Annotated in this window: 18 protein-coding genes; 11 read left to right on the forward strand and 7 right to left on the reverse strand. The window is 64.2% G+C overall.

All coding sequences use genetic code 11. The annotated features are described in order from the left end of the window. Nucleotides 1–113 precede the first annotated feature (113 nt). The 3 genes from alc to puuE are packed head-to-tail and all read right to left on the reverse strand — an operon-like array spanning nt 114 to nt 2,575. The gene (alc, locus tag BM315_RS07030; protein ID WP_090499239.1) at nt 114–1,106 is read right to left on the reverse strand and encodes an allantoicase; all 993 of its coding nucleotides are present in this window, start codon (nt 1,104–1,106) and stop codon (nt 114–116) included. Between the two features lie 27 nt (nt 1,107–1,133). Continuing rightward, the gene (gene uraD / locus BM315_RS07035) at nt 1,134–1,649 is read right to left on the reverse strand and encodes a 2-oxo-4-hydroxy-4-carboxy-5-ureidoimidazoline decarboxylase (RefSeq protein ID WP_090499241.1); all 516 of its coding nucleotides are present in this window, start codon (nt 1,647–1,649) and stop codon (nt 1,134–1,136) included. Next, on the reverse strand, nt 1,646–2,575 hold the full coding sequence (puuE, locus tag BM315_RS07040) for an allantoinase PuuE (RefSeq protein WP_090499243.1): 930 nt from the start codon (nt 2,573–2,575) through the stop codon (nt 1,646–1,648). Before puuE ends, uraD begins: the two co-directional genes overlap by 4 nt. A 420-nt stretch (nt 2,576–2,995) precedes the next feature. On the opposite strand from puuE, the gene uraH reads away from it, so the two are divergent. Continuing rightward, nucleotides 2,996–3,349 carry a hydroxyisourate hydrolase gene (gene uraH, locus BM315_RS07045; RefSeq protein WP_090499245.1) on the forward strand — a complete coding sequence of 118 codons (354 nt, stop codon included), beginning with the start codon at nt 2,996–2,998 and terminating at the stop codon, nt 3,347–3,349. 267 nt (nt 3,350–3,616) lie between these two features. On the opposite strand, the gene BM315_RS07050 is transcribed toward uraH, so the two are convergent. After that, nucleotides 3,617–4,408 carry a hypothetical protein gene (locus BM315_RS07050; protein ID WP_090499247.1) on the reverse strand — a complete coding sequence of 264 codons (792 nt, stop codon included), beginning with the start codon at nt 4,406–4,408 and terminating at the stop codon, nt 3,617–3,619. A 52-nt stretch (nt 4,409–4,460) separates the two neighbouring features. Further along, on the reverse strand, nt 4,461–5,450 hold the full coding sequence (locus BM315_RS07055; protein WP_090499249.1) for an alpha/beta hydrolase: 990 nt from the start codon (nt 5,448–5,450) through the stop codon (nt 4,461–4,463). 168 nt (nt 5,451–5,618) lie between these two features. Here BM315_RS07055 and aroC point away from each other — a divergent pair, with 168 nt between their 5' ends. The 5 genes from aroC (at nt 5,619) to BM315_RS07080 (ending at nt 9,420) form a co-directional block, all read left to right on the forward strand. Beyond that, nucleotides 5,619–6,710: a chorismate synthase gene (gene aroC / locus BM315_RS07060; RefSeq protein ID WP_090499251.1), complete on the forward strand. Its 1,092-nt coding sequence runs from the start codon at nt 5,619–5,621 to the stop codon at nt 6,708–6,710. A gap of 88 nt (nt 6,711–6,798) precedes the next feature. Then, nucleotides 6,799–7,947: an MFS transporter gene (locus BM315_RS07065; protein WP_090499438.1), complete on the forward strand. Its 1,149-nt coding sequence runs from the start codon at nt 6,799–6,801 to the stop codon at nt 7,945–7,947. An 82-nt stretch (nt 7,948–8,029) separates the two neighbouring features. Beyond that, nucleotides 8,030–8,575 (forward strand): 1,2-dihydroxy-3-keto-5-methylthiopentene dioxygenase, encoded by a 546-nt coding sequence (locus BM315_RS07070; RefSeq protein ID WP_090499254.1) that lies wholly within the window; start codon nt 8,030–8,032, stop codon nt 8,573–8,575. Nucleotides 8,576–8,672: 97 nt separating this feature from the next. Continuing rightward, nucleotides 8,673–8,864, forward strand: coding sequence for a PLDc N-terminal domain-containing protein (locus tag BM315_RS07075; RefSeq protein ID WP_090499256.1), 192 nt, complete (start codon nt 8,673–8,675; stop codon nt 8,862–8,864). 1 nt (nt 8,865) lies between these two features. Beyond that, nucleotides 8,866–9,420, forward strand: a complete 555-nt coding sequence (locus tag BM315_RS07080; RefSeq protein ID WP_090499258.1) for a histidine phosphatase family protein — start codon at nt 8,866–8,868, stop codon at nt 9,418–9,420. A 182-nt stretch (nt 9,421–9,602) separates the two neighbouring features. Here the strand turns inward: BM315_RS07080 and BM315_RS07085 are convergent, their stop codons facing one another. Continuing rightward, nucleotides 9,603–10,100, reverse strand: coding sequence for a methylated-DNA--[protein]-cysteine S-methyltransferase (locus BM315_RS07085; RefSeq protein ID WP_090499260.1), 498 nt, complete (start codon nt 10,098–10,100; stop codon nt 9,603–9,605). Between the two features lie 6 nt (nt 10,101–10,106). Continuing rightward, on the reverse strand, nt 10,107–10,994 hold the full coding sequence (locus BM315_RS07090) for a DNA-3-methyladenine glycosylase family protein (RefSeq protein WP_090499262.1): 888 nt from the start codon (nt 10,992–10,994) through the stop codon (nt 10,107–10,109). A 264-nt stretch (nt 10,995–11,258) separates the two neighbouring features. On the opposite strand from BM315_RS07090, the gene BM315_RS07095 reads away from it, so the two are divergent. The 5 genes from BM315_RS07095 to BM315_RS07115 all read left to right on the forward strand — a co-directional run bounded on the left by BM315_RS07095 (nt 11,259) and on the right by BM315_RS07115 (nt 17,828). Beyond that, nucleotides 11,259–12,191, forward strand: a complete 933-nt coding sequence (locus BM315_RS07095) for an ABC transporter ATP-binding protein (protein WP_090499264.1) — start codon at nt 11,259–11,261, stop codon at nt 12,189–12,191. 11 nt (nt 12,192–12,202) lie between these two features. Continuing rightward, nucleotides 12,203–12,982, forward strand: coding sequence for an ABC transporter permease (locus BM315_RS07100; RefSeq protein WP_090499440.1), 780 nt, complete (start codon nt 12,203–12,205; stop codon nt 12,980–12,982). A 174-nt stretch (nt 12,983–13,156) separates the two neighbouring features. Then, nucleotides 13,157–14,131, forward strand: coding sequence for an efflux RND transporter periplasmic adaptor subunit (locus tag BM315_RS07105; RefSeq protein WP_090499266.1), 975 nt, complete (start codon nt 13,157–13,159; stop codon nt 14,129–14,131). Beyond that, on the forward strand, nt 14,128–17,199 hold the full coding sequence (locus tag BM315_RS07110; RefSeq protein WP_090499268.1) for an efflux RND transporter permease subunit: 3,072 nt from the start codon (nt 14,128–14,130) through the stop codon (nt 17,197–17,199). The genes BM315_RS07105 and BM315_RS07110 overlap by 4 nt, the downstream gene beginning before the upstream one ends. Before the next feature lie 188 nt (nt 17,200–17,387). Next, nucleotides 17,388–17,828, forward strand: coding sequence for a c-type cytochrome (locus BM315_RS07115; RefSeq protein ID WP_090499270.1), 441 nt, complete (start codon nt 17,388–17,390; stop codon nt 17,826–17,828). The last annotated feature ends 2 nt before the right edge of the window (nt 17,829–17,830 follow it).

The following is a 17,830-nucleotide window of genomic DNA, read 5'->3' on the forward strand; positions in this document are numbered from 1 at the left end:
GTCTACTTTTCTTTGAGTTCGGTTGCTTGTGCGTTTGCGTGGGAGGGGCTGGGCGGCATTCCGCTTTAGCCGCGACAGGCTTAAAAGGCTCGCGGCTAAAGCCCCTCCTACGGCTATTTGATTTTTCCGAACAGACGCAGCCGGCTGATACCGCCATCCGGGAATACGTTGATCCGTACATGGGTGATCGGCCCCAACTGGTTGATCTGCTCGGCGAACTCGTGCTCGGCATGCATCGACAGCTTCTGGCTCGGCAGCAGTTCGCGCCAGAACAGGCTCTGGGTTTCGATCTGGCTGTCGGTGCCGCCCTTGACGAAGGCGCCCTGGATCGAGCAACTGTCCGGGTAGTTGCCCTTGAAGTGCAAGGTGTCGACGACGATGCGCTCGATCTCGCCCGGATGGCCGAGGGCGACAATCACCCAGTCGTTGCCCGGGGTGCGGCGACGCGCGGTTTCCCAGCCGTCGCCCATATTGACGCCACGGCCCGGGTTGAGGATGTTGCTCATGCGGCCGAAGTGTTCGTCGGAGCAGGCCAGGGCGCGACCGCCATTCAGCGCGGCAGCCAGGTCGAGCTGTTCATTGTCGCCGACAGTGCTCCAGTCGCGGAACGGAATGCCGTACACGCGCAGGCGAGCGACGCCGCCGTCCGGGTAGATGTTGAAGCGCAGGTGGGTGAAGGCCTGGCTGTTGGCGATTTCGTGGTAGTGGTGGCTGTCGCCCTGCAACTCGACCGCGCCCAGCACTTCGCTCCACTCGGTGGCGTCAGTCGGATCGCCTTCGGCGACGAAACAGCCTTCCAGGGATGCCGACGGCGGGAAGTTGCCAGTGAAGAAGCTGGTATCGATATCCACGCCCTTGATCGAGCCGGCCACGCCCAGGCGGATCACCGCGCTGTCGTAACCTTCGAAGCGCTTGCGGCGCGATTCCCAGCCGTCCATCCACTTGCCGTTGTCGTCGAACACGCCTTCCTTCCATACCGCCGGGGTCGGCTGGAACAGACGGTTGACGTCGGCGAACCAGTCGTCGGTGACCGAGATGGCCTTGGTGCCCAGGCGGGCGTCGGCCAGATTGAGGTATTTCTCGAAGGGTACGGCGTAAGCTTTCATATCGTGTCTGCCTTAACAGTGAGGGCGTTACAGGGCTTGCAAACGGAACAGTGCGATCTTGTTGATCTCGGCCAGGGCGCAGGCGAATTCCTGCTCCGGGGCGTTATGGATGCGTGTTTCGAAGGCCGCGAGGATCTGCTGCCGGTTGCTGCCTTTCACCGCCATGATGAAAGGAAAGCCGAACCTGGCCTTGTAGGCGTCGTTGAGTTCGGTGAAACGGGCGAATTCTTCGGCGCTGCATTCGCTGATGCCGGCGCCGGCCTGCTCGGCGGTACTGGAGGCGGTCAGCTCGCCGCGAATGGCGGCTTTGCCGGCCAGGTCCGGGTGGGCGTTGATCAGCGCCAGTTGGGCCTCATGGTTGGCGCTGAGCAGAATGTCGGCCATGCGCTGGTGCAGGCCGTCGACCTCGTCGACGCTATCGTCCAGGCCAAGATCGAAGGCTTTCTCTGCCACCCAGGGCGAGTGCTCGTAGATATCGGCTAAGACTTTGACGAAATCCTCGCGGCTCAGGCGCGATGGGGTCAGGGTCTGAAAGCGGCTCATTTGCTGTTCTCGCTGAAAGGGTGAGTGGCGTGCCAGTGGCGGGCGATATCGACGCGGCGGGCGCACCAGACTTTTTCATGGCCTTTGACGTACTCGATAAAGCGCGCCAGGGCGGCGATGCGCGCCGGGCGGCCGAGCAGGCGGCAGTGCATGCCGATCGAGAGCATCTTCGGTGCGCCGGCAACACCCTCGGCGTAGAGCACATCGAAGGCGTCCTTCAGGTATTGGTAGAAGTCGTCGCCGGTATTGAAGCCCTGCACCTGGGTGAAACGCATGTCGTTGGTGTCCAGGGTGTAGGGGATCACCAGATGGGGCTTGGCCGCGGTGCTGGCCGGGTCCCAGTAGGGCAGGTCGTCGTCGTAGGTGTCCGAGTCGTAGAGGAAGCCGCCTTCCTCCATGACCAGGCGCCGGGTGTTCGGCCCGGTGCGGCCGGTGTACCAGCCCAGCGGGCGTGAACCGGTGAGGTCGGTGAGGATGCGGATGGCTTCGAGCATATGCTCGCGCTCCTCGGCCTCGTCCATGTACTGGTAGTCGATCCAGCGGTAGCCGTGGCTGCAGATCTCATGGCCGGCGGCGGCCATCGTTTTGATTACATCGGGATGACGCTGGGCGGCCATGGCCACGGCGAATACGGTCAAAGGGATCGCATACTTGTCGAACAGCTTGAGCAGGCGCCAGACCCCGGCGCGGCTGCCGTATTCGTAGAGCGATTCCATGCACAGGTTGCGCTCGCCCTGCAGCGGCTGGGCGGAGACCATCTCGGAGAGGAAGGCCTCGGATTCCGGGTCACCATGCAGAATGTTGCGCTCGCCGCCTTCCTCGTAATTGAGCACGAACGACAGGGCGATACGGGCGTCGCCCGGCCAGTGTGGGTGTGGCGGGTTGTTGGCGTAACCGATCAGGTCGCGTGGGTAGTCAGCGCTCACTGCAGTCTTCCTTCTTGGCGTGTTGCGGTCATTGCGTAGCCCAAGTGACGAGGGGCGCGACCGTGATGGGGTAATTGTATACAAAACGAATGTCGCTTTGTAAATAAGAAAAGCAGCTTTTTTGCTAAATCGATTATCGCCACTAAATCTGTGCCGGTGCCCGGACCGTGCGCTAGGCGCATGTCTTGAACCATGGGGTTAGCCGTCATGGATGGACCGGGTTGGTGGTCTTTGTTGGGTTAATTGTAAAAAACGTATTGTGTACAATAAATTAAAAAAGTGTCTTGAATTGTTCGGCGGCATGCTATGCTCCGCGCAACTCGGAGCTGCTGGAGCCTGAGTCATCTGCCGATTTCACTAACAGTAGAGGAGGTGCGGTATCTGCGCGGCAAATTGGCCGGTGTGGATGCCTGACTAGCTATGGGACGATTGACCACACATGTTCTGGATGCCGCGCACGGCTGCCCCGGCAGCGCCATCACTGTCGAGTTGTATCGGGTCGAAGGCGCGCAGTTGCAGCTGCTCAGCCGCACGGTGACCAATGATGACGGCCGCTGCGATGCGCCCATTCTGCAGGGCGACGATTACCTCAGCGGTGTCTATCAGTTGCACTTCCATGCGGGCGACTATTACCGGGCCCGCGGCGTGCAATTGCCCGACCCGGCATTTCTCGATGTGGTGGTGCTGCGCTTCGGCATCGATGCCGGCCAGGATCACTACCACGTGCCCCTGCTGATTTCCCCCTACAGCTACTCCACCTATCGCGGTAGCTGAGAGCGAATGCTCGTGACCCTCTGACTCATCCTTGGAGTCCATGGCCCGCATTGATTGCGGGCTTTTTGTCGGCTGCACGGGCTGCCCGGACGGCGATCCGTGCGCCGCGCAACGACAACCCGCCGGCTTTGTGCCGCGCCGATTAACCATGGTGCACTGCCTCCGGCGAGTGACACCCCGGGGCCTGGCCAGGTAACGGGGCGGGCGCAGCGCGATCGGAGCTTTTGTCGGATGGCGTTGAGCGCATCCTACAGGGGTAATTGCTGCCTAGCGCGTGGCCATCCAGATCAGCAGGCCCGCCTGGAACATGCAAAACGCCACCAGGCAGGCGATGGTGAAGCGCAGGCTGCTGTCTTCGCGGCGGAACAGTTCGAGGCGCGATTCCAGCTTGCGCAGCTTGACGTCCTGCTCACGCAGGTTCTGGTCGGCTTGCTGCAGCATGGCCGCGGCTTCGAGCAGGTCGACGATCTGCACCTTGTCGTTGTGCCAATCGCTGTGCAGCACGCTGACCCGGGCGGCGCTGTAGCGAGCTTTGAGTTGCAGGGGGTCGAGGTATTCGATGTCGAAGCCTTGGGCTTGCAGGCAGTGGTCGCGGCGCAGGCGGGCGTCATCGCTCAGAGCGTCCTTGGCTGGCAGGGCCGCGCCTTCCACCAGATAGTGGGCGCAGTGTTGCTGGGCCCAGGCGATGCCCTGGGCCAGCAGGAAACGTCCCAGGCCGCGATTGGCCGGCTCTACCAGCAAGCCCTTTTCCGGGCCGAGGCGCATCTCCTTGCTGCGGTGGTCGATCCACACCTCCAGCAGGTTCAGCTCCTTGCGCAGGCGCACGCCGGGCAGATGCAGGCTCAGGCGCAGCAGGCTCTGGCCCTTGGCGTGCCGCTCGACCCGGCCCAGTTGCACGAAGCGCAAGGGTCGCGCGCCGGTGTGGCGGTCGACCGGCAGGGGCGCCAGGCGCAGCAGGCGAAAGTGCTCGGGCGCGAGATCCGCCCAGGGATGGGTTTTCTCGAGCGCAGCTTGCGCAGTGGCGTCAGGCGCAGATTGTGGGGCGTTGGCGTCGGTCATAAAGGCAGTCCTGTGCGCGATACCAGGGCAAAGTATCGCGCTGGCCAAGCCTTTATCGGCCGACTTGCGCGGTGCTGGAGGCTGGCGCTGTGCCAGTGTGCGCAATAAAGCTGACTATTCGCTCGGTTAGCAGACGCGCCAGGGGCAGGCGCGGGTTGTCGTAGGACGCCAGTTGCGCCCTGAAGTCCGGCGCGACTATGCGCAGGACATGGTTCATGCCCTCGATTATCGTCAGTTGTGCATCCGGCTTGGCGGTTTTGAGTGCCTCGGCATCGGCGACGCCGACCTGGATGTCGTGGCTACCCTGGACGATCAGCGCCGGGATCCGCAAGCGGGCGAAGGCCGCGCTGGGATCCTGGCGCAACAGTGAAATCAGGTAGGGCTGCACGCTGGGGCGAAACAGTACCTGCAGCTCATCGGGCACCGCCTCGCTCGGCTGGCCGGACAGCAGCGAGTCGAGCAGGCGATTACTGTGCGCGAGCAGTTTCGGCGGCAGGCGATAGTGCAGCTGTTCGCGCAGCACCTGATCGATCGGGCGCGAACTGCCGGCAATCGAGATCAGTGCATCGGCACCTGCGGCGGGCGCGGCCAGGCTGGCGATCAAGGCGCCTTCGCTGTGGCCGATCAGGATCAGCCGACTGTAACCGCTATCGGCCTTGAGCAGCTGGCCCCAGGCGGCAGCGTCGGCGACATACTGCTCGACAGTCAAATCGCGCTCGTCCGGGGTGGCCGCACGGCTGGCGGCGACCCCGCGTTTGTCGTAGCGCACACTGGCGATGCCGTGCTTGGCCAGCGCCTGGGCCAGGCGCTTGAGGCTGTCGTTGTGGCCGCCGTCTGGGTTGTTGCCATCGCGGTCGGTCGGCCCGGAGCCGGCAATCAGCAGGGCGACAGGCAGCGGTCGCTCACTTTGCGGGCGCAATAAGGTGCCATGCAGGCTGCCCTGTCCGGTGGTCAGGCTGATCGGTCGTTGCAGCATGGAATGGGGCGCGGCCTGGGTCAGGCCGGCAAGCAGGGTCAGGGTCAACAGCAGAACTCGCGGCATGATGGGCACTGTGGCGGGGGACGAGGGTTGGACGTCAACATCGACCTAAGGTTCGAGGGTGAACTGGGCTTTCGCCGCGGGTATACTCGCGACCTTTATTGCGTAAGGGGCCGGCGCGCGCAAGCGCTGCGCCGGGCCCGCTGCTGATTCCCGCGGAGTATCCTGCACATGTCCGGCAATACCTACGGCAAGTTGTTCACCGTCACCAGCGCTGGCGAAAGCCATGGCCCGGCGCTGGTCGCCATCGTCGATGGTTGCCCTCCGGGCCTGGCGCTGTCCCTGGAGGACATGCAGCGCGACCTCGACCGGCGCAAGCCGGGCACCAGCCGCCACACCACCCAGCGCCAGGAAGACGATGTGGTGGAAATCCTCGCCGGGGTGTTCGAGGGCAAGACCACCGGCTGCGCCATCGGCCTGCTGATCCGCAATACCGATCAGAAGTCCAAGGACTACTCGGCGATCAAGGATGTGTTCCGCCCGGCCCATGCCGATTACAGCTACCACCACAAGTACGGCATCCGCGACTACCGTGGCGGTGGCCGCAGCTCGGCCCGCGAGACCGCCATGCGCGTGGCCGCCGGCGCCATCGCCAAGAAGTACCTGGCGACCCAGGGCATCGTGGTGCGTGGCTACATGAGCCAGCTCGGTCCGATCGAGATTCCGTTCAAGAGCTGGGACAGCGTCGAACAGAACGCCTTTTTCAGCGCCGACCCGGACAAGGTGCCAGAGTTGGAGGCCTATATGGACCAACTGCGCCGCGACCAGGATTCGGTCGGGGCGAAGATCACCGTGGTCGCCGAAGGGGTGATGCCGGGCCTGGGCGAGCCGATCTTCGACCGTCTGGACGCCGAACTGGCCCATGCACTGATGAGCATCAACGCGGTCAAGGGCGTGGAGATCGGCGCCGGTTTCGCCAGCGTTGCCCAGCGCGGCACCGAGCATCGCGACGAACTGACCCCGGCGGGCTTCGTGTCGAACAACGCTGGCGGCATCCTCGGCGGCATCTCCAGCGGCCAGCCGATCGTCGCCCATCTGGCGCTCAAGCCGACCTCCAGCATCACCACGCCGGGGCGCTCGATCGACGTCGCTGGCAATCCGGTGGAGGTGATCACCAAGGGCCGTCACGACCCCTGCGTCGGCATTCGCGCCACGCCGATCGCCGAGGCGATGATGGCTATTGTGCTGATGGATCATCTGCTGCGCCACCGCGCACAGAACGCCGATGTGCGGGTGACCACACCGGTGTTGCCACAGCTGTGACCGGCAGGGTAGGTTGGGTTGAGCGCAGCGATACCCAACAATGCGCTCCCTGGGTATCGCTATGCTCAACCCAGGCTACGGCAAAACCATGATCTCCGCGTTGCCTTACTGGCGTCTGTCCGGTTTCTACTTCTTCTATTTCTCGCTACTCGGCGCCACGGCGCCGTTTCTGGCGTTGTATTTCGATCACCTGGGCTTTTCCGCCGCGCGCATCGGCGAACTGGTCGCCATTCCCATGCTGATGCGCTGCATCGCGCCGAATATCTGGGGCTGGCTGGGCGATCACAGCGGCCAGCGCCTGGCGATCGTACGCTTTGGCGCGATCTGCACGCTGCTGTGTTTCGCCGGCATCTTCATCAGTCAGAGCTATGCCTGGCTGGCCCTGATCATGGGCCTGCACGCGTTCTTCTGGCATGCGGTGCTGCCGCAGTTCGAGGTCATCACCTTCGCCCATCTGCAGGAGCAGGCGGCGCGCTACAGCAAGATTCGCCTGTGGGGCAGCATCGGCTTCATAGTCGCGGTGGTCGGCCTGGGCAAGCTGTTCGAACTGCTCAGCCTGGATGCCTATCCCTGGGCGCTGATCCTGATCATGGGCGGCATCGTACTGAGCAGCTGGTGGGTGCCCAACGCCCAGCCGCGCATGCGTCCCAATGCCGTGGGCGAGGGTGGCTTCATCCAGCAGTTACGCCGCCCCGGCATCCTGGCGTTTTACCTCAGCGTCGGCCTGATGCAGCTGAGCAACGGCCCGTACTACACCTTCCTGAGCCTGCACCTGGAGGCGCTCGGCTATTCGCGCGGCCTGATCGGCCAGCTCTGGGCCCTCGGGGTGCTGGCCGAGATCGTGCTGTTCATGGTCATGGCCCAGCTGCTGGCGCGTTTTTCGCTGCGCAGCGTGCTGTTGGCCAGCTTTCTGATCACCGCCGTGCGCTGGTTGCTGCTGGGCAATCTGGCCGATCATCTGCCGGTATTGCTGTTCGCCCAGTTGCTGCACGCCGCGACTTTTGGCAGTTTTCACGCCGCGGCCATCCACTTCGTGCAGCGCAGTTTCGCCGACCGCCAGCAGGGCCAGGGCCAGGCCTTGTACGCCGCACTGACCGGGGTGGGCGGCGCCCTGGGCGCGCTCTATTCCGGTTACAGCTGGAACAGCCTCGGCCCGGCCTGGACGTTCGCCATCGCCAGCCTGATCGCCCTGGTCGCGGCCATTACCGCCACGCGCATGCACGAGCCGCGGCCATGAGCCGGCCGTGTATGACGTCATTGGCTTTGCGCTGCACGCGTGCCTTTACTCCGCCTACGGATCACCAACGGGAATTCTGAATATGAGCAGCCTGAGCGTCTACCCCGAGTCTTCTGCCGATCTGCCGAACAAGGTGCTGACCCATCTGGAAGATATCGCCAGCACCCTGGCTGCCGTCGGTGTGCATTTCGCGCGCTGGCAGGCGGTGGCGCCGCTGGCTCCCGGCGCCAGCCAGGAGCAGGTGCTTGCCGCCTACCGCCCGCAGATCGACCAGCTGATGAGCGAGCGTGGCTATGCTGCGGTCGATGTGCTCGGCGTCAGCGCTGAGCAGCCGGACCAGGCCGAGCTGCGCGCCGGGTTGCTCGACGAGCAGCGGCATGCCGAGGACGAAGCGCGTTTCTTCGTGGTGGGCAGCGGGCTGTTCAGCCTGCATATCGATGACTACGTCTACGCCCTGTTGTGCGAGAAGGGTGACCTGATCGCGCTGCCGGCCGGCACGCGGCACTGGTTCGACATGGGCGAGCATCCGCACTTGGTGATGATCCGTCTATCCAGTAACGCTGGCGGCTGGGTTGGCGAATCCACCGGCGATGATATCGCCAGCCGTTTTCCGCGCCTGGATGATTGATACACGGCCTGTTTTGCGGAGGATGCAGCAGAGGCAGCGCAATGCCGGGCAGCGATGACTATCCTAGAGGGGCAACCCTTCGCACAGGAGTGTCCCCATGGGGTCGACAATGAATGGCCTTGCCGGCCTGATTGTTCTGGTTCTGAGTATCTGGGCCATCATCAATATCGTCAAAAGCAACACCGAGGTCGGCAAGAAAGTCCTCTGGGTGTTGTTGATCCTGTTTCTGCCGGTGATCGGTCTGATCATCTGGGCGCTGCTGGGGCCGCGTGGCAACGTCCGTTTCTAAGGTGCTCGGCTGGGTCTTGCTGGCCTGGCTGAGCCTGCCAGGCTTCGGCTATGCCAGCGATAGCCTGGCCTGGGATGCCCTGCGTGAAGGGCGCGCGCTGTTGCTGTTGCGCCACGCCAGCGCGCCGGGCATCGGCGATCCGCCGGGCTTCCAGCTTGGCGATTGCACCACCCAGCGCAACCTCAGCGAGCAAGGTCGCGAGGAGTCACGGCGTTGGGGCGAGTTGCTGCGCCGCCAGGGGATCGAGCGGCCCAGGCTGTTCAGCAGCCGCTGGTGCCGGGCACGGGATACGGCGAAGGAAATGGGTCTTGGGGCGGTCGCACCCTTGCCGGCGCTGGACTCCGTCTTCGCCAGCCGCGCCCGGGCCTGGCAGCAGACCGAGGAGTTGCTCGCCCAGGTCAATGGCTTGCTCCAGGGGGCGCCTATGGTACTGGTGTCTCATCAGGTCAATATCAGCGTCTTGACCGGTATCCATCCCGCCTCCGGCGAAGGCCTGATCCTGGCCTTGCCGCTCGGCGTGCCGGCCCAGGTGCTGGCACGTATTCCGGCGCCATAGGTCCGAGAATCGATGACACCCGCTCGTAGGGTGCGCCGTGCGCACCAGGCACCCGGTTGTCAGTGGGTTGTCAGTGGGTTGTCAGTGGTGCGCACAGCATAGGCGGCCCCGCGCTCCCTACACAGGCCAGCCGCAGCTGCTTGAGCAATGATTATTGCGAGACAGCACACTAGCAGCCCGCCTCAAAGCGCCAGCGTCGCCTGCTGCGGTAACTGCGCCCCTTCCAGCTGCAACAGCAGCGCCTTGCGCGCCAGGCCACCGGCATAACCGGTCAGGCTGCCGTCGCGGCCGATCACCCGGTGGCAGGGGATGATCACCGCGATGGGGTTGGCGCCATTGGCCGCGCCGACCGCGCGCACCGCCTTGGGACGGGCGATCTGCGCGGCCAGGGCGCTGTAACTGCTGGTCTGGCCGAAGGGGATGCGCTGTAACGCCTGCCAAACCGCCTGTTGAAAGGCCGTGCCGTGCGGCGCCAGGCGCAGCTCGAAGCGCCGCCGACGGCCGGCGAAGTAGTCGTCGAGTTGCCGGCACACCTCATCCAGTTCGCCGGCAGCGGTTCGCCAGTGCTCGGCGATCTGCCAGGGTTTGTCGTCGAGCTCCATCAGCAGTTGCTGCAGGCCGGTTTCGTCGCCGGCCAGCAGCAGGCGGCCGATGGGGCTGTGGTGGTAGCGGTAGAACATGCTTGGTCACCTCTGCGAATAGTTGTGCCACAGGTGGGCGGCGGCGTAGGCGCGCCAGGGTCGCCAGGCTTCGGCGCGGGCCTTGAGCTGCCTGGCGTCGATGCCGTCGGCGCCCCACAGTGGCGCCTTGAGCAGGCCCAGGTCGCTGGCGGGAAAGGCATCGGCTGCGCCGAAGGCGCGCAGGGCGATGTATTCGGCGGTCCAGGGGCCGATGCCGGGCAGGGCGCAGAGTCGTTCTATCAGAGCTTCGCTGCCATGGCGCAGATCCAGGTGCAAGGCGCCGCTGGCGATCAGCCCGGCAAAGTGCTGCAGCGTCTGCACGCGTTTACCCGGCATGCCGATGCCCGCCAGGTCGGCGCCGGCGATTGCCGCGGCGCTGGGGAACAGGCGGTCGACGCCGGCGCCGTCGGCCGCCGGCAAGGGCTCGCCCAGGCGCGCGACCAGACGTCCGCTGATGCTCACCGCGGCTTTTACCGTGACCTGCTGACCGACGATGGCCCGCACCGCCTGCTCGAACGGATCGAAGGCCGTCGGTAGGCGCAGGCCCGGATTGCGCGCGATCAGCGTGGCCAGGTAGGGATCCTGGGCGAAATGTCGGCCGATGCGCTGCGGTTCGGCATCCAGGTCGAACATGCGCCGCACCCGCTGCTGCAGTTCGGCCAGGCAGGGGATGGCCGAGGCGCTGTAGCTCAGGGCCAGGGCGTTCTGTCCGGGCTGCGGACTCACCCTGAACCAGCCGCTGACAGTGCCCAGGCGGAAGCTGCGGCAATAGTGCTCGCGGCCCAGCCGTTCGACCCCCGCCAGGGCGCGCAGGGCGAAGTGGTCGTGGAACTGCTGCCACTCCCAGGGGGCGTGGTAGGGCAACAGCAGTGTGGTTTGCGGGGCGTTATTCATGCCCGGACGATACCCCCTGCGCCGCGCGCTTGTCAGCGCCAAACTGACTTTCAAAACGCGCCGTACTCGTAGTCGAGTCCGAAGGGACATGGCCTGCCGCTTGGCTATAGCGCATGGCAATTTTGCCGTCAGCACAGAATTTCGTTCGATTACCCTGCGATTGGCGGCGCTGTGGCGCTAGACTTGCTGCGCTTTGCTCTTGTACTGGGCGGCGCAGCCCCCATCTTTTGATTTCTTCTTTATTTTCAGGTGCGTGCATTTTTTATGAGTACTGCTCTGTCCATCCGGCAGTTGACCAAAATCTACGGCAATGGCTTCCAGGCGCTGCATGGCATCGACCTGGATGTCGCCGAAGGCGATTTTTTCGCCTTGCTCGGCCCCAATGGCGCCGGCAAATCCACCACCATCGGCATCCTCTCCACCCTGGTGACCAAGACCAGCGGCACGGTCAACGTGTTCGGCCATGACCTGGACCAGCAGCCTTCGGCGCTCAAGCGCTGCCTGGGGGTGGTGCCCCAGGAGTTCAACTTCAACCAGTTCGAGAAGGTCTTCGACATAGTCGTGACCCAGGCCGGTTATTACGGCATACCCGCACGCATCGCCAGGGAGCGTGCCGAGCAGTACCTCAACCAGTTGGGGCTGTGGGACAAGCGCAATGTGCCCTCGCGCGAACTGTCCGGCGGCATGAAGCGGCGGCTGATGATCGCCCGCGCTCTGGTCCACCAGCCGCGCCTGCTGATTCTCGACGAGCCGACCGCCGGGGTCGACATCGAGTTGCGCCGCTCGATGTGGAGTTTTCTCACCGAACTCAACCAGCAGGGCATCACCATCATCCTCACCACCCATTACCTGGAAGAGGCCGAGCAACTGTGCCGCAACATCGGCATCATCGATCACGGCCGCATCGTCGAGAACACCAGCATGAAGGCGCTGCTGAAGAAGCTGCATGTGGAAACCTTTCTGCTCGACCTGAAAGAGTCGTTACTGGTGCCGCCGCAGCTAATCGGTTACCCGGCGCAACTGCTCGACCATCACACCCTGGAAGTGCAGATCGACAAGAGTCAGGGCATTACCGAACTGTTTCGTCAGTTGGCGCTGCAGAACATCGAGGTGATCAGCCTGCGCAACAAGACCAATCGCCTGGAGGAGCTGTTCGTCTCCCTGGTCGAGAAGAACCTGGCGAAGGTGGCGGTATGAGCACGGCTTATCTGAATTCCGAGGTCGCCGCCAACCTGGTGGCGTTGCGCACCATCGTCTACCGCGAGATCCGCCGCTTCACCCGCATCTGGCCGCAGACCCTGCTGCCGCCAGCGATCACCATGGTTCTGTACTTCGTCATCTTCGGCAATCTGATCGGCCGGCAGATCGGCGACATGGGCGGCTTCAGCTACATGGAGTACATAGTCCCGGGGCTGATCATGATGTCGGTGATCACCAACTCCTACGGCAACGTGGTGTCGAGCTTCTTCGGCAGCAAGTTCCAGCGCTCGATCGAGGAACTGATGGTCTCGCCGGTGTCGCCGCACATCATCCTCATCGGCTATGTGATCGGCGGGGTGCTGCGCGGGCTGGCGGTAGGCCTGATCGTCACCCTGCTGTCGCTGTTCTTCACCCACCTGCAGGTGCATCACCTGGGCGTGACCGTGCTGGTGGTGCTGCTGACCGCGACCATCTTCTCCCTGGGCGGCTTCGTCAACGCGGTGTTCGCGCGCAACTTCGACGACATCTCGATCATCCCGACCTTCGTCCTGACGCCACTGACCTACCTGGGCGGAGTGTTCTACTCGATCAGCCTGCTGCCGCCGTTCTGGCAGACGGCCTCGCTGGTCAACCCGGTGCTGCACATGGTCAATGCCTTTCGCTACGGCATCCTCGGCGTGTCGGATATTCGCATCGGTGTCGCCATCGGCTTCATGCTGATAGCCACCGCCGTGCTCTATGGCGTGTGCATCCGCTTGCTGGTCAGCGGGCGCGGCATGCGTCAGTAGGCAGGCACGAAAACCCAGAGCCTTCCGAGTCGCGGCTAAAGCCCCTCCCACAAAACAGTGCGCCCGAGGCTCATGGGGTGGGGCGGCTAGACTCGACTCTTTAGTAAGAAGAGGTTGTATATGTCCGCCCCGAGACGTTGTTGTTCAGCCGCTTTGCTGGTGCTGGCGGGCCTAATGCTCCAGGTTCAGGCGGCCGAAGGCCCCTTGGTCGAGGTCGTGCAAGTGGAAAAGGCCCTGGTGCGCGACGAGCTGATCACCTTCGGTTCGTTGCGCTCCGATGAGTCGGTGATGATCCGCCCGGAGATCGAAGGACGCCTGGCCGCCTTGCATTTCCGCGAAGGCCAGGCCGTCACGGGCGGAACCTTGCTGGTCAGCCTGGATGATGCAATCGCCCGTGCCGAGTTGGCCCAGGCGCGGGCCAATCTCAATCTGGCGGAGAAAAACCATCGGCGCGCGCAGATGCTGTTCAAGCGCGGCGCCAGCAATGCCCAGGCGCTGGATGAGGCCAGTGCCCAGCAGCAAGCCGCCCGCGCCAGCCTGGCGTTGGCCCAGGCGCGCCTGGACAAGACCCGGATCCATGCCCCCCACAGCGGGGTCCTCGGCCTGCGCCATGTCAGCCCGGGCGATTATCTGGAGGCGGGCCAGGATATCGTCAACCTGGAGGTGCTCGATCCGCTCAAGGTCGACTTCCGCATTCCGCAGAAGGCGGTCAGCCAGATTCGCCTGCAGCAGGCCATCGAGATCAGCCTCGACGCCTATCCGGGCGAGCGCTTCAGGGGCGAGATTTACGCCATCAACCCGCGCCTGGATGAAGCCGGGCGCAGCCAGGCGGTGCGTGCGCATATCGACAATACCGACGGGCGCCTGAACCCCGGGCAGTTCGTCAAGGTGTCGGTGATTCTCGCCGAGCGGCCCGAGGCCCTGGTGATCCCCGAGGAAGCGGTGATGCCGGTCGGCGAGCAGTTGCTGGTCAACCTGGTGGTGGACGGCAAGGTCGAGCTGCGCGAGGTCAAGCTGGGCAAGCGTAGCGCCGGTACGGTCGAGGTGCGCGAAGGCCTGGTCGGTGATGAAACCCTGATCAGCGCCGGCTGGCAGAAGGTGCGCGCGGGCATGGCGGTGCGCAGCAAGGTGGTGGGGTTAGCGCCATGATGCTGTCGGACATCTGCATCCGCCGACCGGTGTTCGCCACCGTGCTGTCGCTGATCGTGGTGCTGCTCGGCCTGATGGCCTATCAGCGCCTGAGCGTACGCGAATACCCGAACATCGACGTGCCCATAGTCACGGTCAACGTCAGTTACCCCGGAGCCAGCCCGGAAATCATGGAGTCCCAGGTCGCCCAGCCGATCGAGGACGTGCTCTCGGGCATCGAGGGGCTGGATTTCGTCAGTTCCATCAGCCGCTCGGAAAACACCCAGATCACCGCCCAGTTCAAGCTGGGCACCAACAGCGACGAAGCGGCCAACGATGTGCGCGACCGCCTGGGCCGGGTGCGCGGCCTGCTGCCGGACGAGATCGACGAGCCCATCGTGCAGAAGGTCGAGGCCGATGCCCAGCCGGTGATCTGGCTGGCGTCCTACAGCGAGCGCTACAACGCCATGGAGATCACCGATGTGCTGGAGCGGGTGATCAAGGACCGCCTGCAGACCATCCCCGGGGTCGCCGAGGTGCAGATCCGCGGCGGCCGCACCCTGGCCATGCGCATCTGGCTCGACCCGGAAAAGCTCGCCGCGCACAACCTCACCGTGCAGGACGTGGAAGACGCCCTGCGCCGGCAGAACGTGGAGATCCCCGCCGGGCGCATCGAGTCGCAGGAGCGCGAATTCAGCGTGCTCTCGGAAAGCGATCTGAATACCCCGGAGCAGTTCAATCAGCTGATCCTCGACGACTCGCAGGGCTACCTGCTGCGCCTGGCCGATGTCGGCTATGCCGCGATAGGCCCGCAGAACGAGCGCAGCATCGTGCGCTTCAAAGGCCGCCCGGCGGTGTCCATGGGGGTGATCAAGCAGGCCACGGCCAACCCCCTGGATATTTCCGAGGGTCTGGCCGCGGCCTTGCCGGAGGTGCGTACCCTGCTGCCGGACGACATGCACCTGGTGGTGGCCCACGACAGCTCGCTGTTTATCCGCGAGTCGATCGACAACGTCTTCATCACCATCTGGGAAGCGGTGGCGCTGGTCATCCTGATCATCTTCATCTTCCTCCGTTCGCTGCGCGCCACCCTGATTCCGCTGGTGACCATCCCGGTGTCGCTGATCGGCGCCTTCGCCCTGATGAGCCTGATGGGCTTCACCATCAATACCCTGACCCTGCTGGCCATGGTGCTGGCGATCGGCCTGGTGGTGGACGACGCCATCGTCATGCTGGAGAACATCCATCGGCATATCGAGGAGGGCATGGCCCCGGTGCAGGCGGCGCTCACCGGCAGCCGCGAGATCGCCTTCGCGGTGATCGCCATGACCCTGACCCTGGCCGCGGTGTTCACCCCCATCGGTTTCATGCAGGGCAGCACCGGCAAGCTGTTCACCGAGTTCGCCTGGACCCTGGCCGGGGCCGTGCTGGTCTCGGGTTTCGTCGCCCTGACCCTGACCCCGATGATGTGCGCGGTGCTGCTCAAACCGCACCGGGCCGGCGAGCGACACAACCGCCTGTACAACCTGATCGAGGATTTTCTCAGCGCCCTGACCCATGCCTACAAGCGCTCGCTGGCCCGCGCCCTGGCCGCCTGGTGGCTGGTGCTGGGAGTGCTGGCCCTGGCCCTGCTGGCCTGCCTGCTGCTGTTCGCCGGCTTGAAGGCGGAACTGGCGCCCACCGAAGACACCAGCACCATCATCGGCGTGTTCAACGGCCCGGACGGCGCCACCATCGGCTACACCGGGCGCTATGCGCGGCAGATCGAGGCGGCCTACGCGAGCATCCCGGAGACCAACCGCTACATGGTGATCGCCGGTTTCCCCACCGTGGCCCAGGGTATTTCCTTCATGAAGCTGGAAGACTGGGGCGATCGCACGCGCAGCCAGTTCGAGATTCGCAACGAGCTGCTGCCCAAGTTCCAGGAGATCGCCGGCGTGCGGGCCTTCCCGGTCAATCGGCCGCCGCTGGGGCAGAGCGCGCGCAATCAGCCGGTCAACTTCGTGATCCGCTCCTCGATGGAATATGCCGAGTTGCAGGGCTACGTCGATCAGCTGCTGGACGGCCTGCGCGACTATCCCGGCCTGGAAAGCCTGGACAGCGACCTCAAGTTGAACGCGCCGCAGCTCAAGGTGACGATCAACCGCGAACAGGCTGTGGCGGTCGGCAGCGACGTGGCGACCATCGGCCGCAGCCTGGAAAGCCTGTTCGGCAGCCGCCAGGTGACCCGCTTCAAGCAGAGCGGCGAGCAGTACGACGTGATGGTGCAGTTGCAGGGCATCGATCGCAGCAACCCGCAGGATCTCGACCGCGTCTACGTGCGCGGGCGTGACGACAGCATGGTGCAACTGTCCAACCTGATCGAGGTGCGCGAGACGGTGGCGCCGCGCGAGCTCAACCACTTCAACCAGCTGCGCGCGGTGACGGTGAGCGCCAACGTCGGTGCCGGCTACACCCTGGGCGAAGCCCTGGACCACCTGGAAAGCGCCGCGCGCACGGTATTCCCGCCGGAAACCCAGTACGACTTCACCGGTACCTCACGTGACTTCAAGGAGTCCGGCGCCGGCATCGCGCTGATCTTCGCCCTGGCCCTGGCCTTTATCTTCCTGGTGCTGGCGGCGCAGTTCGAGAGTTTCAGCGATCCGCTGATCATCCTGTTCAGCGTGCCGCTGTCGATGGCCGGCGCCTTGCTGGCGCTGAGCCTGTTCGGCGGCACCCTGAATATCTATTCGCAGATCGGCCTGGTGACCCTGATCGGCCTGATCACCAAGCACGGCATCCTCATCGTCGAGTTCGCCAACGTGCTGCTGCGCCAAGGGCATGAGCTGCGCGGCGCGGTGATAGACGCCTCGGTGCAGCGCCTGCGGCCGATCCTGATGACCACCGGGGCCATGGTCCTGGGTTCCTTGCCGCTGGCGATCGCCAGCGGCGCGGGGGCGGAAAGCCGTCAGCAGATCGGCCTGGTGATAGTCGGCGGCCTGCTGGTCGGTACCTTCTTCACCCTGTTTGTGATTCCCACGCTCTACCTGCTGTTGCGTCGCTGGCGGCCGCTGGCGCAGCACGCAGAGCGGGTGCCGGCAGACGACTAGCCTGGGGCGCGGGGATGTCACCCCGGTCACTGCGCCAGCGAAGCTTGATCCGTGTTCCTGGCGCCAGTCTGTGTTTCCGGCTCCCGCGCTATACCCGACCCCTTTGATCAGGCTTTCTTGATTGCCATCAAGAGGGTTTCGGTAGGTCGCTTCCTAGAATGGACTCGCCTAGCAAAGAGGAAGCGACCATGTCAGAGACCTTCACCAAGAGCATGGCCAGGAATATCTACTTTGGGGGGAGCGTGTTCTTCTTCCTGGTACTCCTGGCCCTGACCTACCACACAGAGCAAACCTTGCCAGAACGCAGCAACGAATCGGAGATGAACGAGTCGGTGGTGCGCGGTAAAGCGGTCTGGGAAAACAACAACTGCATCGGCTGCCACAGTCTGCTCGGTGAGGGCGCCTACTTTGCGCCTGAACTGGGTAACGTGTTCACCCGGCGTGGCGAGGATGCGGCCTTCAAGCCGTTCCTGCATGCCTGGATGAAGGCTCAGCCCCTGGGCATTCCAGGCCGCCGGGCGATGCCGCAATTCAATTTGACCGAGCAGGAAGTGGACGATATGGCGGAGTTCCTCAAGTGGACTTCGAAGATCGATACCAACGACTGGCCGCCAAACAAGGAGGGCTGAGA

Source organism: Pseudomonas borbori (genome assembly GCF_900115555.1).
Lineage (GTDB): Bacteria > Pseudomonadota > Gammaproteobacteria > Pseudomonadales > Pseudomonadaceae > Aquipseudomonas > Aquipseudomonas borbori.

What these genes read in the sequence shown, in the direction of transcription:
- BM315_RS07065 (WP_090499438.1), top strand. Translation starts at nt 6,799, where the DNA reads ATGATCTCCGCGTTGCCTTACTGGCGTCTGTCCGGTTTCTACTTCTTC.
- BM315_RS07070 (WP_090499254.1), top strand. Translation starts at nt 8,030, where the DNA reads ATGAGCAGCCTGAGCGTCTACCCCGAGTCTTCTGCCGATCTGCCGAAC.
- BM315_RS07110 (WP_090499268.1), top strand. Translation starts at nt 14,128, where the DNA reads ATGATGCTGTCGGACATCTGCATCCGCCGACCGGTGTTCGCCACCGTG.
- BM315_RS07095 (WP_090499264.1), top strand. Translation starts at nt 11,259, where the DNA reads ATGAGTACTGCTCTGTCCATCCGGCAGTTGACCAAAATCTACGGCAAT.
- alc (WP_090499239.1), bottom strand. Translation starts at nt 1,106, where the DNA reads ATGAAAGCTTACGCCGTACCCTTCGAGAAATACCTCAATCTGGCCGAC.
- BM315_RS07055 (WP_090499249.1), bottom strand. Translation starts at nt 5,450, where the DNA reads ATGCCGCGAGTTCTGCTGTTGACCCTGACCCTGCTTGCCGGCCTGACC.
- BM315_RS07085 (WP_090499260.1), bottom strand. Translation starts at nt 10,100, where the DNA reads ATGTTCTACCGCTACCACCACAGCCCCATCGGCCGCCTGCTGCTGGCC.
- uraD (WP_090499241.1), bottom strand. Translation starts at nt 1,649, where the DNA reads ATGAGCCGCTTTCAGACCCTGACCCCATCGCGCCTGAGCCGCGAGGAT.
- BM315_RS07090 (WP_090499262.1), bottom strand. Translation starts at nt 10,994, where the DNA reads ATGAATAACGCCCCGCAAACCACACTGCTGTTGCCCTACCACGCCCCC.
- BM315_RS07075 (WP_090499256.1), top strand. Translation starts at nt 8,673, where the DNA reads ATGGGGTCGACAATGAATGGCCTTGCCGGCCTGATTGTTCTGGTTCTG.
- uraH (WP_090499245.1), top strand. Translation starts at nt 2,996, where the DNA reads ATGGGACGATTGACCACACATGTTCTGGATGCCGCGCACGGCTGCCCC.
- BM315_RS07050 (WP_090499247.1), bottom strand. Translation starts at nt 4,408, where the DNA reads ATGACCGACGCCAACGCCCCACAATCTGCGCCTGACGCCACTGCGCAA.
- aroC (WP_090499251.1), top strand. Translation starts at nt 5,619, where the DNA reads ATGTCCGGCAATACCTACGGCAAGTTGTTCACCGTCACCAGCGCTGGC.
- BM315_RS07105 (WP_090499266.1), top strand. Translation starts at nt 13,157, where the DNA reads ATGCTCCAGGTTCAGGCGGCCGAAGGCCCCTTGGTCGAGGTCGTGCAA.
- BM315_RS07115 (WP_090499270.1), top strand. Translation starts at nt 17,388, where the DNA reads ATGTCAGAGACCTTCACCAAGAGCATGGCCAGGAATATCTACTTTGGG.